12 protein-coding genes are annotated in these 14,120 nt (G+C 66.0%); 1 reads left to right on the top strand and 11 read right to left on the bottom strand.

What is annotated here, in order from left to right:
* Positions 1 to 26 precede the first annotated feature (26 nt).
* Complete coding sequence (locus DESFRDRAFT_RS05275) at positions 27 to 1,475, bottom strand: circularly permuted type 2 ATP-grasp protein (RefSeq protein WP_005991873.1); 1,449 nt, start codon at positions 1,473 to 1,475, stop codon at positions 27 to 29.
* Positions 1,476 to 1,667: 192 nt separating this feature from the next.
* Between DESFRDRAFT_RS05275 and DESFRDRAFT_RS05270 the strand changes: the two genes are divergently transcribed.
* A complete protein-coding gene (locus DESFRDRAFT_RS05270) occupies positions 1,668 to 2,573 on the top strand; it encodes a hypothetical protein (protein ID WP_005991872.1) in 906 nt (301 codons plus the stop codon).
* Here the strand turns inward: DESFRDRAFT_RS05270 and DESFRDRAFT_RS05265 are convergent.
* From DESFRDRAFT_RS05265 to hmcA, 10 genes are all read right to left on the bottom strand, one after another.
* Positions 2,570 to 4,240, bottom strand: coding sequence for a sensor histidine kinase (locus tag DESFRDRAFT_RS05265; protein WP_144004941.1), 1,671 nt, complete (start codon positions 4,238 to 4,240; stop codon positions 2,570 to 2,572). The genes DESFRDRAFT_RS05270 and DESFRDRAFT_RS05265 overlap by 4 nt on opposite strands.
* A 79-nt stretch (positions 4,241 to 4,319) precedes the next feature.
* On the bottom strand, positions 4,320 to 6,275 hold the full coding sequence (locus DESFRDRAFT_RS05260; protein WP_005991870.1) for a hybrid sensor histidine kinase/response regulator: 1,956 nt from the start codon (positions 6,273 to 6,275) through the stop codon (positions 4,320 to 4,322).
* Positions 6,276 to 6,353: 78 nt separating this feature from the next.
* The gene (locus DESFRDRAFT_RS05255; RefSeq protein WP_005991869.1) at positions 6,354 to 6,713 is read right to left on the bottom strand and encodes a response regulator; all 360 of its coding nucleotides are present in this window, start codon (positions 6,711 to 6,713) and stop codon (positions 6,354 to 6,356) included.
* Between the two features lie 38 nt (positions 6,714 to 6,751).
* Positions 6,752 to 7,699 carry a universal stress protein gene (locus DESFRDRAFT_RS05250; RefSeq protein WP_005991867.1) on the bottom strand — a complete coding sequence of 316 codons (948 nt, stop codon included), beginning with the start codon at positions 7,697 to 7,699 and terminating at the stop codon, positions 6,752 to 6,754.
* 57 nt (positions 7,700 to 7,756) lie between these two features.
* Entirely contained in the window at positions 7,757 to 9,160 is a 1,404-nt protein-coding gene (hmcF, locus tag DESFRDRAFT_RS05245; RefSeq protein WP_005991866.1) for a sulfate respiration complex iron-sulfur protein HmcF, read from the bottom strand.
* A gap of 36 nt (positions 9,161 to 9,196) precedes the next feature.
* Entirely contained in the window at positions 9,197 to 9,874 is a 678-nt protein-coding gene (gene hmcE / locus DESFRDRAFT_RS05240) for a sulfate respiration complex protein HmcE (protein ID WP_005991865.1), read from the bottom strand.
* Positions 9,875 to 9,906: 32 nt separating this feature from the next.
* On the bottom strand, positions 9,907 to 10,041 hold the full coding sequence (gene hmcD / locus DESFRDRAFT_RS23085; protein ID WP_005991864.1) for a sulfate respiration complex protein HmcD: 135 nt from the start codon (positions 10,039 to 10,041) through the stop codon (positions 9,907 to 9,909).
* 20 nt (positions 10,042 to 10,061) lie between these two features.
* Entirely contained in the window at positions 10,062 to 11,234 is a 1,173-nt protein-coding gene (gene hmcC, locus DESFRDRAFT_RS05235; protein ID WP_005991863.1) for a sulfate respiration complex protein HmcC, read from the bottom strand.
* Complete coding sequence (gene hmcB / locus DESFRDRAFT_RS05230) at positions 11,234 to 12,286, bottom strand: sulfate respiration complex iron-sulfur protein HmcB (RefSeq protein WP_005991861.1); 1,053 nt, start codon at positions 12,284 to 12,286, stop codon at positions 11,234 to 11,236. The genes hmcC and hmcB overlap by 1 nt, the downstream gene beginning before the upstream one ends.
* A 28-nt stretch (positions 12,287 to 12,314) precedes the next feature.
* The gene (gene hmcA, locus DESFRDRAFT_RS05225; protein ID WP_005991859.1) at positions 12,315 to 14,078 is read right to left on the bottom strand and encodes a sulfate respiration complex hexadecaheme cytochrome HmcA; all 1,764 of its coding nucleotides are present in this window, start codon (positions 14,076 to 14,078) and stop codon (positions 12,315 to 12,317) included.
* Between the last annotated feature and the right edge of the window lie 42 nt (positions 14,079 to 14,120).

Raw genomic sequence — 14,120 nt, 5'->3', positions numbered from 1 at the left:
TCCCTAAACGAGGGCCTGTTGCGGCGTTACGCCCGTCCGAGCACCCAGGTGTCCTTGCTGCCGCCGCCCTGGGAGGAATTGACCACGAGCGAGCCCTTTTTGAGCGCCACCCGGGTGAGCCCGCCGGGAATGACCCGGATGTCCTCGCCGTAAAGGACGTAGGGGCGCAGATCCACATGGCGGCCCTCGAAATGGTCGTCCACGATGACCGGCGTGCGGGACAGCCCCACCGTCGGCTGGGCGATGTAGTTGCGGGGGTTGGCTTCGATCTTGGCCGCGAAGGCCTCCCGCTCCCCGGGCGTGGCCGCCGGGCCGACCAGCATGCCGTAGCCGCCGGACTCGGCCGCCGCCTTGACCACCATGGTGTCGAGATTGGCAAGCACGTGGCGGCGCTGCTTCTCCTCCCAGCACAAAAACGTCTCCACGTTGTGGAGGATCGGCTCCTCGCCGAGATAGTAGCGGATCATCTCCGGCACATAGGCGTAGACGACCTTGTCGTCGGCCACGCCCGTGCCCGGGGCGTTGGCCATGGCCACGCGCCCGGCCTTGTAGACCTCCATGATGCCGGGCACGCCCAGAAGCGAATCCGGCCGGAAGACCGTGGGGTCGAGAAAGTCCTCGCCCACCCGCCGGTAGAGCACGTCCACGCGCTTTAAGCCCCTGGTGGTGCGCATGTGCACGTAGCCGTCGGCCACGACCAGATCGCGCCCCTCGACCAGCTCGATGCCGGCCTGCTGGGCCAGGAAGGTGTGCTCGAAGTAGGCGGAGTTGAACACCCCGGGGGTCAAAAGCGCGGCCGTGGGCCGCGACGCGCCGGACGGGACGATGGAATGGAGCATGTCGAGCAGAAGCGGCGGGTAGTCGTCCACGGAGCGGATGTCGATGGTCTCGAAGAGCTGGGGAAAGGCGCGCTTGAGGATGCGCCGGTTGGCCAGAACGTAGGACACGCCCGAGGGGCAGCGCAGGTTGTCCTCAAGGACCAGGAATCGGCCCGAGGTGTCGCGCACAAGATCGGTGCCGGTGATGTGGCACCATACGCCGCGCGGCGGGGCGAGCCCCTGGCATTCCTTGAAATACCCCGACGAGGATTCGACCACGGACCGGGGAACGACCCCGTCGGCCATGATCCGGCCCTTGCCGTAGACGTCGCCGATAAACAGGTTCAGCGCCCGGATGCGCTGGGCCAGCCCGCGTTCCAGGGAGTCCCATTCGGCGGCCGCGATAATGCGCGGCACGATGTCGAAGGGAAAGATCTTCTCCGTGCCGTCCTCGTGGCCGTAGACGGTAAAGGTGATGCCCATGTCGTAGAGCGCCTGCTCGGCCGCCGCCTGCCGGGCCAGGATCTCCCGGGGCGGCAGGGAGATGATCTTTTCATACAGCATGCGGCAGCCGGGTCGCGGCAGGCCCGGGGCCTCGAACATCTCGTCGTAAAACGGACCTGGATCGTAGCCGGAAAAGTCCATGGTATGCGGCATGGCGCCCCCCACTGCCCTCCCGGAAGCGGCTTCCGGGCGGTTGCATCACGCGCCGAAAAGGTTCCCGTGAACGGAAATCCCCTGGCCTGATTGACTTTTTTGTTAATTCAGGCAGGCGAAAATTGTCAATCGAAATACCCTGACGCCAGCTGATCGGTGGACAGGCGGACATCCCCGGCATACCAAGGAGGCATGGAAGCCTCCCCCGAAAAGGCCCTGGCCGGGGCCATCGCCGGCCAGCTCGCCGCCGGCCTGTCCCAGGACGAGACGGTGGCGCATTTCATCCGCTCCACCTACGGCGCGCTGGACGCGGGCGAGCTTGCCGCCCTGGTCGCCGACCGGGACGATCCGCAGGCCGCAAGCCTCGTGGAGCTGCTGCTTTTCCCGGGAGAGGCCGTGGCCCGGGCCCTGGAACCCGGGCTTGCCGCCGCCGGGCTCGACACGGCCGGACAGGAGCGCCTGACCGAGGCGCTTTGCGCCTCCGTGAGCCGGGCCGTGGCCGTGTTGCCGGACGGAACGCGTCTGGCCCTGCCCCTCGAGGCCGACGACGTGGCCCGCTTCGTGGCCCGGCTGGCCCCGACCCGCACCCTGCCCCGGCAAGCGTCGGCCGTCATCAACGAACGCTTCGGCGCGGCGGCGGCTCTCGATCTGGCCGTGGCCGCCCGCCAGACCGGCCCGGACTGGACGCCCGGGAAAACATCCTTTCTGACGACCCTGGCCGGCCGGCTGCCGACGGAGACGCCGCAAAGCGTCGCCGCCCTGGCCTATGCCCTGCGCTTTCTGGCCGGGCTCGGCCCGCGCGCCCTGCCCGTACCGGCGCTGATCGCCCGCCACGGCCGGCTCGTCGCCCAGCTGCGCCGGGCCCGCCAGCAGGAACAAGCGCTTTCCGAGAGCAATTTCGAGACCCTGGCCATGACCGGAAACCGCCTGCCCTACCTGCATGCCCCGGACATCGCCCGGGAACTGGCCCTGGCCGAAGCCGTCATCGTGGCCGCCACGGGCCGGCCGGCCCCGGATACCGCCGCCAGTTGCCTGGATATGGGCGCGGTGGAAGATATGGACGAGCTTTTGGCCGCGTTCGGCGAACAGCCGGCCTAGGCCGCGCAGACGCCGGCCGCCAGCGGCAGACGCACGGTGATGCGGGTACCGGTCGCCGCATCGGATTCCCAATCGATATCGCCGCCGTGGAGCCTGGCCACGGCCATGGCATTGTAGGCGCCGAGGCCGGTGCCGTTGCGTTTGCCGCTGGTGGCGTATTTCTTGAAAAAACGCGGCCGGATATCTTCCGGCACCACGCCCTGGTTGTGGATCACGGTTTCGGCCCGCGCCGACACGGTCTTCAGCGTGAGGCGCACCGCGGTCCCGGGCGGGGCCGCTTCCAGGGCGTTGGTGACGAGATTGGAAAAAAGGATGGCGAGCAGGTCCGGCTCGCCCGCGACCGAGGGCCCCCTGCCGCCGTCGTCGAAACCTTCCCCGGCGAGGATCAGACGCACATGGCGCGCCTGGGCCAACGTGGCCACTTCCCGAGCCATGCCCGCCAAAAACGGCGCCATGGGCACGGGCTCGGGCCGCAACGTGTAGCTCCCTTGCTCGATTTTATGCAGGTCCAGGTTGCGCCCGACCAGCGTGTACAGACGCGTGGCCGTCTCGCGGATCACTTCGGCCATCTCCCGGTGTTCGGCGCTGAGCCCGCCCCCGACCAGATGGTTGGCCAGACCGGCGATGCCGGCCAACGGCGAGCGCAGGTCGTGGCGCAGCACCTGCTCCGCCCGCTCCCGGGCCTGCTCGGCCCGCACCCGGTTCGTGACGTCGTGAACGATGGAAAAAAGCAGCGTTTGTCCGGCATACTCCACAGGTCCCGAATAGACCTCCACCTCCCGCAGTTCGCCTCCGGCCAGCCGGTGGGTGAAATGGAAAATGCCCTGCCGCCCCTCCCGCGCCGCGCGCATGTGCTCGAGCGCCTCCTCGGGCCGGCAGGTGTTGATATCCCAGATGGACAACCGGCGCAGCACCTCGAGAGGATAGCCGTAAAAGGCGCTGGCCGCCTGGTTGGCGTCCTCGATGCGGCCCGAAACCGGATCGACCAGAAGCTTGACGGCAATGTTGGTGAAAAAGACGGCCCGGTAGAGCGCCTGGGCCTCGACCAGGGCCTGCTGCGTCTCCTGGCGGGCCAGCAGCACGGCCACGCCTTCGGCCAGCCGCTCCAGGGCGGCCACGGCCTCCGCGTCCAGGCAATCGGGCCGCCGGTCATTGACCTGGAGCAGCCCGAGCGTGCGGCCGCCGGCGCGAAGCGGGACAAGGACGACGGTTTCGTAACCGGCCGTGTTGCAGCGGTTGCGCGTTGTCGGCGGCAGGTCCTCGGCCTCGGCCTCGGCCAAAAGACGGCTGGTCGAACCGACGAAAAAGGAGCCATGGGAAGTGAAAAAGGGAAGGGAAGGATCGACGCGCCCTTCGATGACCGCGCCGCAGATGCATTCCAGCACGGCCCGGCCGGCCGGGGTGCGCGCCAGGCTGCCGTCGGCATTTTTGGCGCACAGCCGCGTCTCGGCCAGGACGAACGCCTCGGAAAAGCCCGAGGTGGTGTAATAGGGAAAGTCCTCGCCCCTGGCCAGCCGCACGCCCACGGCGTCGCACCCCGTCCAGCGGCGCAACAGCCCGAGCAGCACCCGCAACAACGCCTCCCGGTCGGACATGGCCCCAAGCAAGGCCACGGCCTCGTCCAGCCCCGTCATAAACGAGCGATCCGGCTCCGGTTCGGCGGTCATATTCCTCTGTTAGCATCATCCGCCGGCCGTGCACAAGCCGTTACCAGCCTGACGCGCTCATTTTCACGGGAAAACCCGGTCAGTTCTGCTCCGCCGCCGCTTCCGGAGCGGCGGTTTCCAGGGAAGCCGGATGCTCGGGGATGCGCACGCAAAAGCGCGTGCCCAGACCCGGCTCGGAGGTCAGGTCGATCACGCCGCCGTGCTTGGCCACCATGTCGTTGGCGATAAAAAGCCCAAGCCCCGTGCCCTTGAGCCCCTTGGACGAGAAAAAAAGCGTGAAGGCCTTCTCCCGCGTCTCCTGGTCCATGCCCATGCCGTTGTCCTCGATGTCGAAGACGAGCGTGGCCCCTTCGCGGCGCACCCGATAGCGGATATGGTGTTCGGGCTTGTCGGTGTCGGCCAGGCAGGCGTCCACGGCGTTTTCCAGGATATTGACCAGGGCGGCCTGCAAATTGGCGGCGTCCACGGCCATCACGCCGAGATTCTCGCCGATTTCGGACGTCAGCGTCACGCCTTCGCGGTCGGCCTTGGGCGCGACGGTCTGGGCGACGCCGGCCGCGAATTCGGCCACGTCCACGGTTTCCGGGTCCAGCTCCCGGGACTTGGCGTAGTAAAGGACGTTGAGCACGAGGTTTCGCACCCGGCCGACCAGGGTCTTGACCGCCTCGGCCGCGGCCTGGGTCTTTTCCGCCTCCCCGCGCCGCAAGCCCGATTCCACGCGGTAGACCGCGCCTTCAAGCGCCGTAAGCATGCCCTTGACCCCGTGGGAAATGGACCCGAGCATGAGCCCGAGCGAGGTGAGATGGCTTTGCAGCTGGCGGATGCTCGTGATGTCGGCCGACATCTCCATGACCTCGACCACCTTGCCGGCGGCGTTGCGGATGGCGGCCGTGGAAATGAGCACGTTGCGCTGGCGGCCGTCGCGGGTGGTGACCACCGACTCCTGGTAATGGGGCTCGCCGTCGGCGAAGGTGCCCATGGCCGGACAGTCCGGGCAGGACTCGGCCCGGTGCTTGAAGACGTCGTAGCAAGCCCGGCCCACGCCCTCGCCGAAGTCCTCCACGAAGCGGCGGTTGTTGGCCACCACCTTGCCCGACGGATCGCGCACCGCGATATAGCAGGGCGTGGCGTCGAAGAGGTCCATGTACTTCTGCTGGGTGACGCGCAGCTCTTCCTGCAGGCGCTTTATTTCGCTGACGTCCACGGCCATTTCCAAGACCAGCTCCACCTTGCCGTCGGTCGTTGCGATGGGCGAGGTGTGGACCATGACCGGCAGCTCGTTGCCGTTTTTGCACAGCATGGTTTCCCGCGAGCGCTGGCCCTTGCCCGTCTCGAAGGTCTTCCAGACCGGGCCGTCGAACCCCTTGAGCGCCTGGCCGACGTAGACCTCCCAGCTGTGGTGGCCGACCATGTCGCCGAGGCGTTCCTTGTAGAGCTGGTTGGTGACCACGACCTCGAGGGAGGCGTTGTGCACGGCCACGAAACACGGCATCTCGTTGAAATAGCCCGCGCCCTCGCCGAGATCGGCCGACAGCCCGGAGATGGCCTGGCACATGGTTTCGGCCATCTGGCCGGCGGCCAGCTGCCGCTCCAGCTCCACCACCCGGGACGACTTCTCGCGCACGAGCTTTTCGAGGTTCTGGGTGTACTGGCGCAGTTCGCGCCGCAACGCCAGCTTCTCGTCGATGCGCTTTAAGGCCGCGTCCAGGATGTCGTGGTTGATGGGCTTGGTGACGAAATCGGCGGCTTCGTACTGCAGGCAGCTGATGGCCAGGTCCATGTCGCCGTGCCCGGAGATCATGACGACCTCGGTGTCCGGGCTCATGGCCTTGATGCGCTTTAAAAGCTCAAGCCCGTCCATGACCGGCATCTTGATGTCGGTCAACACGATGGAGGGGGCCACTTCGTCGAACATGGCCAGCGCCTCTTCGCCGTTGGCGGCGGCGTGCACGGCGTATCCCAGATCCGACAGGAACAGGCCTAAAAACCTTCGGATGTCTTCCTCGTCGTCGACAAGGAGCAGGGTTTCGCTCATGAGGCTTCTCCGTCGCGGTGCAGGCGTCCGGCCCGGTTGCGGAGGCGGGGCCGTCTCTCGGCGGCCCCGCGCCCGATGTTATGCCCCTATGGCCTGGGCGACCACGCGCAGCACCTCGTCGGCGTCGAAAGGCTTGCCGATGAAGGCCGCCGCCTTGGGAATGATGTAGGTCAGTTCCGTATGCCCGGTGATGACGACAATGGGGATGGCGGCCAGGGACGGGTCCTTGCCGATGGCCCGGCTGACCCAGGGGCCGGTCTTGTCGGGCATCTCCACGTCCAGGGTGATAAGGTCCGGGCGGAGATCCTTCAGGAGCTCCATGGCCCGCTCACCGCTTTCGGCGGTGACGACCTCGTAGCCGTTGTCGCTGAAAAGCGCGTCCAGGTAGTCGCGGATATTGGGATCGTCGTCGACCGTCAGTATGGTTTTCTTGCTCATGGCTCCACTTCTCCTTGTGCTTGCAAGGTCGGGTCCCGTCACGCCTCGGACGCTTCCGGCAGCTTGTCCGGCCGGTTGACGCTGATGACGGGACAGGTGGCGCGCACCAGGACCTGCTCCAAGGTGCTGCCGAAGGGACGCTCGTCGGGCCCCTCGTCGGGATCGACGTTCCGGGTGTGGTGGGCCATGACGATGAGGTCGGCCTGCCGTTCCCGGGCGAACTTGACGATCTCCACATAGGGCGATCCTTCCCAGACCTCAATGCTGGCGCGCTTGGCCAGGTCGCCGAGTTTCGCGGCGTATTCGACCTGGATCCTGCGCCGGGCATCGGCCAGCCGGCCCTCGATGCCCTCCTGGGTCAGGGCGATGGGCGACTGGAGCCGGTCGAGGTCCAGGCAGTGGAACAGATGCAGTTCGCCGTCGACATCGCGGGTGATGCTCTGGGCGAGCTTGAAGGCCGACTGCGAGGCCTTGGAGAAGTCGGTGGCGAACACGATGTTGGAAAACCCGCCCCAGAACGAGGCGGCCGGGCGGGAGACGGTCAGGACCGGACAGCGGGCGGCCTTGGCCACCTTGCGGTGGGTGCCGCCGATGACGCCCCGGCGGTAGAAGCCGCCGACCTCGACGCCGGCGCGCCGGGCGCCCATGACGATGAGGTCCGCGTCCTCCTTGCGGGCCATGCGCAACACCTCGCGCGAGGGATTGCCCACGGCGATCTCGATGCGGGCGTTTTTGCAGGCCGAGAGCTGGATGGCGTAGGTGGTGCGCAGTTCCTCGCGCACGCCCTCCAGGTATTCCTCGTCGGCGTCCACTTCCTCGCCGGTGCGCACGTCGAGCACCAGGTTGCTGTCGCCCTTGCCCGGAATGCCCAGGCAATGGAAGACCACGATCTCCGAACCGTAGCGGCCCGCCATATCGAAGGCCACGCGGGCGGCGCTGTCGCAATCCGGCGCGCCCGAAGTCGCAAACACTATCTTGCCAAACATTCCCGACCCCCATTTCGCGTGAGAGGTGCGTTGTTCATTGCCGCGCCGTCGCCGGTGTTATGCATCGCCATCGTCGTCCTTGGGCTTTAAGTGCTCCGGCACGATGACCATCTTTATAAGCAGCGGCTTGAGGAACGACCAGTCGATGCCGATGCGGTACTCTTCTTCCAGGTCGCGGATGGCGTCCCAGCAGTTGTGGCAGGGCGAGATGACGAGCTTGGCCCCGGTGGCGAGGATCTGGTCGCGCTTGGTGAGAAGCGCCTTGTTGCGCTGGGGGCGGAACTTGCCGATGCCGTTGAAGCCGCCGCCGCCGCCGCAACAGTAGTTGTGTTCCTTGTTCGGCGTCATCTCGTGCAGGTAGCCGGGCTCGACGATGTAGGAGAGAATCTCGCGGGCGGTCTCGGCCAGGCCCCAGTTGCGCACGTAGTTGCAGGAGTCCTGGTAGGTGACGGGCACCTTGATGCGCTTGGTCGGGTCGATCTTGAGCTTGCCCGTGCGTAGCGCCTCGGCCACCCACTGCACGTAGTGGATGTAGGGACGCGGCGGCTGGCCGTCGGGACGGCCGGCCCAGTACGGGCCCTCGACGACGGTCGCCCGGTGGGCGTGGCCGCATTCCGTGCCGATGACCCGCTTGGGCCGCAGGCGCTCGATGGCGGCGTAGACGTTTTGGACCTGCAGCTTGCAGGCTTCCCAGTCGCCAGCGAACATAGCCAGGCTCGTCTGCTCCCAGCCTTCCGAGGGCACGGTCCAGTTCTCCCCGGCGATGTGGAAGAGGATGGCCGCCTCGGCCAGATCCTCGGGATAGTGCTTGGGCTCGCGGGCATTGCACGTGTACATGATGTCCGCGTCTTCCTTGTCGATGGGAATCTCGAGCCCGGGCCAGTCGTCCTGCTGCTCCTCGGCCATCCAGTCGCAGGTCTCGGTCCAGTCCTCGGTGGTGACGTCCATCTGGGCCCGGTAGACACGGTGCATGCCGGCCCCGATCTTGAGCTCCCAGGGCACGAATCCCTGGGAATAGAGCAGGCCGCGCAGATACCCCATCATGATGCCGATGTCGATGCCGTGGGGGCAGTACATGGCGCAACGGTTGCAGCAGGTGCACTGGGACCAGGCCACTTCCATGGCGTGGCGCATGAAGGCGTTGTCCACGTCGCCCTTGCGCTTGATGATTTCGCCAAGGGTCGAATGGATCTTGTAGGACGGCACCTGCTCGGGGTTGCGGTCGTTGACGAGGTACAGGAAGCAGGAATCGGCGCACAGCCCGCAGCGGGCGCAGACCGAAAGCCAGGTCTTCATGCGCGACTTCATGGTCTTCTGGATGGAGGACCACAGCTTTTCGCGGTCCACTTCCAGGGATTCCATCTCTTCGTAGTATTTCTTGCCGCGAGTATCCGAAAGAAGCGCTTTTAAGGCCTCATCGGTCGTGATCGGCTGCTTGTTGCAGTAAATACCTTCAGGCATGGCTATTCTCTCCTTGGCGACGTGGCGTCGGCCTTTTTACCAGACGATGCCGCGGCCGCGCTGGCCGCCGCGCTTGACGCCGAAGTCCACCCCGATCTGGGCCCGGGAACAGAAGAACAACACCACATGGGAGAGCTTGGTGAACGGGATGGCGACAAGCCAGATCTCGCCCGTGACGATATGGGCGAGCAGCCAGCCGGAATGGTCCCCGGACTGGTGGGCGGCGACGAACCCGGTCAGAAGCGGCGCAAGGCTTATGGCCATGACCCACAAATCGTGGGCGGTGGTGATGATGCGCACCTCGGGCAGGGCGAAACGGCGCAGCAGGATGAAGACGCCGGCCGCCATGGCGAGGACGGTCAGGGCATCGGCCAGCCCCGCCGGGAGCGTGGGCCAGGAGAGGCCGAAGCGCTCGGACACCAGCATCACGTGGGCGAAGAGAAAAAGCGGCACAATGACCAGTCCCACATGCAGCAGGAAAAAGGCGGCCGTGTAAAGCGGCTTGAGCCGCCAGCTGCGCGAGCCATACGGGGTCAGCCAGTGGAAGATGGATTTGAGCGCGCCCTTGACGGCCAGCTCGCGGTAGTAGCCGTAGGGCACGCGGTCGAGCTGCCAGTCGAGGCCCCTCACGTATTTGACGACGCGCCAGGCGCAGCCGATGACGAAGATGGCAAACGACAGCCACAGCATCGGACCCGTCAGGAATGCAAACATGGTGATCTCCTTACCGTAAAGGTCCAGGCGGCCTAGTAGCGCCGATTGCGTTCTTCGCGGCCCGTCAGGAAGTGCCAGAAGCCGACAAAACAGATCAATAAGATGCCCATGAGCACATACGTAATGCTCTTGTTGTGCAGCATCAGGTCTTGCAAGGTGTTAAACATCGTATTGTTCTCCTCTCACCCTAGTGGGACGAGTCTTTGTCGGCCGGGTGGGCGTAAAAAATCGGCATGCGCGTGACGATGAAGCGGAAGGCCAGCACGCCGACGGTGACCACGAACAGCGAGATGATGATTTCGCTCACGCTCGGAAAGTAGCGAAGCGCGCTCGGCAGCTTCCAGTTGAAGGCGACCAGGCTCACGTCGAAGCGGTTCAAGATGATGCCGATGACGGTCCAGGGCGCGGCGACGCGCACGAGCCCGATGTTGCGGTCGCGGTAGCCCACGGCGTAGCAGTAGCACGGCAGCACCACGAAGCCGACGACCTCGAACAGCCACCAGGCACCGTAGCCGGTGAAGAGGTACTGCCAGCGGTTGTCCATGGCCAGGCCGATGAGCTTCATGGCCAGGTAGCCGGACATGATCCAGGCCGCCCCCTTGGCGAAAGCGAATTGCAAATCCATGTAGTTGGCGTTGTAGTCGTCGTCCATCTTGTCATGGAAGTACTTGTGGGACAGCGTCCCCTCGAAGACGACCATGGACAGGCCGGCGAACATGCTCGACATGAAAAACATCACCGGCAGATACGGCGTGTACCACAGGGGATGCAGCTTGGACGGGGCGATGAGGTAGAGCGCGCCGAGCGAGCTCTGGTGCAGGGTGGACAGGATGACGCCGAGGATGGTGAGCCCCATGGTCACCTTGACCAGCACGGCGCGCAGCTTGTCGTAGCCGCCCTTCCACTCCAGGGCGGCGGGCAGGTACTCCAGGAAAAGCACCGTCAGGTAGATGAACACGCAAAGGCCCACTTCGAACAGCACCGAGGTCGTCCCTTGCGAGTAGAAGATGGGGTACGGCAGGCGCCAGGGCCGGCCGACGTCGTAGTTGAGCGCGAAGACGACCAGGGCGTAGCCCAGAAAGGCCGTCAGGATGGCCGGGCGCACGGCGGCGTGGAAGCGCTTGAAGCCGAAGACGTAGCAGGCGGTCGAGGTGGTGTAGCCGCCGGCGGCCAGCGCGACGCCGCACAACAGGTCGAAGCCGATCCAGATGCCCCAGGGGTTGTTGTCCGACAGGTTGGTGACCGTGCCGAGGCCCATGGTGAAGCGCAGGATGGTCACCACGATGCCGGCTGCCAAAATGACGCCCGCGAGGATGTTGCCGGGCGTGAAAAGCGTTTTTTTGGTGTTTTCCGTCGACATTACGCGTCCTCCCCGCCATCGGATGTCTTGGCGGCGGCTTCCAGGGCCTTTTTGACCTCGACCTCGATGCGGCGCTTGCCGGCCACCTCGGCCTTGGCCAGTTCCTCGGCCAGCTTGGCCTCGGCCTCGGCGCTGGCTTTGGCGATGGCCGCGTCGACCGCCGCCTTCTTTTCTTCCCCGGCGATTTTGTCCTTGCGCTTGCTGACGGCGTAGAGCCCGGTCAGAAGCACCGGCCAGATGCCGGCCACGGCCGGCACGGCGGCAAGCGCCCCGCTGGTGAGTTCCGGCGCGGAAGCCGTGCCCAGGTGCTCGTCCATGCCGAGGGCGGCGAAGGACGGCCTCGGCGCGACGTACAGCCAGCTCGTGCCGCCCATCTCGTGCTCGCCGTAGACGTGCTGCACGTACTTGTCGGGGTTGTCCGAGATGCGGTCCCAGGCGATGTTGAGCAGGTCGCGGCGCCTGCCGAACTGGAGGGCCTCCTTGGGGCAGGCCTCGACGCAGCCCGGAAGCTTGCCTTCCTTGATGCGCGGGTAGCACATGGTGCACTTCATGACCCGCGGCGAAATGACCTTGTCGTATTCGTAGGTCGGGATGTTGAACGGACAGGCAACCATGCAGTACCGGCAGCCGACGCACAGCGAGGCGTCGTAGACCACCGCCCCGGTCTCGGTCTTCTTGAAGGCCTTGACGAAGCAGGCCGAGGCGCAGGCCGGCTCCATGCAGTGGTTGCACTGGATCTTGCGGAAGACCGGATTCTCGCCGGGCTTCGGCACGTATTTGTTGACCACGGTGTAGGCCTTGGCCGTGGTGCGGCGCTCGGTATCGAGCACCTTCAGATCGTCAAAGGGCTTGTCCGGCTTGGGCAGTTCGTTGACCGTGTTGCAGGCGGCCTCGCATTTGCGGCAGCCGATGCACCGGGAGGCGTCGAAGAGAACCCCGAACGCATTGGGCAGGCCCGCCACATCCGCGGCGTCGGAAGCCTTGGCCTTGGTCCCTGTGGTCAGGGTCACCCCGGCCGCTCCCAAAAGGCCCAGAAAGTGTCTTCGTTTCATCGTATCGCGACCTCGTCTGGTTGGCGTGCTAGTTCTTCTTTGCCGCGTGACAGCCGGTGCAGTCCGTGGATTTGGGCACGGGCTTGGCCCCGGGAGCCTTGTCCGCAACCTTGCCGCTTATGCCCATGGCCGTGTGACAGCCCATGCACTGGTTGTGGTAGGCGGCCTTGAGCGCCGGACGCGGCGTGGCGGCTGTTCCTTCCACGGCCGGGTGGCAGTTGCCGCAGCGCGGCGGCGTCTTGGAGGCGGGGCTCATGTGGTGGCAGCCCTGGCACACGGCGGTGTCCGTGGCGTGGAAGGCGCCGGCGAGCTTGTCGCCTTTCATGCCCGCGACCAGGGAGAGCACGATCTTGCGGTGGGGCAGGACCGAAGGCTGGTAGTCCTTGGCCAGCGATCCGAGGGTCACGGTTTCGGGGATGTCCTCGGTCGGGATGGTGGCCGTCTCGGCGCGCGTACCGGCAAGGAGCTTCTCGGCCAGGCCCGGGGCCATGGCGGCGGCGTCCTTGTCGCGGCGCTCCATGAACTCGGCCACGGACTGTTCCAGCGCGCCCTGGGGGGGCACGTGGCAGGAGGCGCACTGCGAGACGTCGGTCACGCCCTTTTTCATGGAGGCGTGGCAGCCGGCGCACTCGGGCTTTTGCTGCCGCGCGGCATGACAGCCGGCGCAGCTTTGCAGCGCCGCGACCTTGTGCATGGCCGCCTCGAGGGTCACGGAGCCGCCCTTCTTGTCGCCGGCCGGGGTGTGGCAGGCGGCGCAGGACGTCAGCGCGGCATGGTGGCAGGAGACGCAGGTCTCGTTTTTGGATTCGTGATATTTGTGGTCGAAGGGCACCGGCGGCATGCCGTAGTCCTTGACCGGCTTGCCGTCCGCGCCGACCAGCGGTTTTTCCGCCTTGACCGGGCGGATCAGGGCGAAATCGGGCTGGCCGCGCTTGATGCGCAGGTCGGCGTCGGCCGGGACATTCTTGCGCGAGGTCTCGGCAATGGCCTTCTGGTCCAGCGGGCCGTGGCAGCCGGCGCAGGTGGTGGGTCCGGTCGCCACGTCCTTGCCGCCGGCAGCGGCGATGGAACGGTGGCAGGTCACGCATTCGCCGTGGGCGGCCAGGCGCAGGGACCGGATCTTCTCGGGCTTGCGGCCCTTGACCTCGGTGCCGGACTCGGTGTGGCAGTAGACGCAGGCTCCGGGCACCTTCTCGGGGGCCGGCGCGGCGATGGTCTTGCCGGCGGCCTCGTCGTAGATGTGGTGGCAGGCGCCGCACTTGTTCTCGGATTTGGCCTGGGTGGCGGCGTGGCGGTAATGGAGCTTCTTGTCGACGACAAGGGGCTGCCAGTTGGAGGCCACGTCCGGGTTACCGTTGTGGCAGCCCTTGCACTGCACGTCCGTGGGACCGGCCTTCATGCCGTCCTCGGCCATCTTCTTGTGGCAGCCGATGCAGTTGGCGTGAAAGGTTTCCTTGATCCTGTCGGCGTCCATGGGCTTGTCGTCGCGTTGATAGGCCAGGAACATGGTGCCGTCCTTGTCGGACAGGTGGCAGGTGCCGCATTCCTTCTTGTAGAACTGTTTCTGCTTGCCCAAGGCGGCCGTGTGCTTGTCGTGCAGGAAGACGACCGGGGGCTGGGTGAGCGGACCGAACTTTTTCAGTTCGTCGAGGGAGAGGATGTCGGCTCGCAGCTTGTCGTCGCCCTGGGCCCTGGCCGCGCCCCCTCCAGCCATGAGTGAAAGCAGGCCGCCGGCCCCGAGCAGGACCAGGGCGACAAGCAGCAAACCCGTGCGCTGTTTTGCGTTTTTCATACCTTCTTCGACCTTCTGCTTGACATGTTCACGTGTCCCGTC

The sequence above is a fragment of the Solidesulfovibrio fructosivorans JJ] genome (genome assembly GCF_000179555.1).
Lineage (GTDB): Bacteria > Desulfobacterota > Desulfovibrionia > Desulfovibrionales > Desulfovibrionaceae > Solidesulfovibrio > Solidesulfovibrio fructosivorans.
This window is presented reverse-complemented; position numbering and strand designations above follow the sequence as displayed.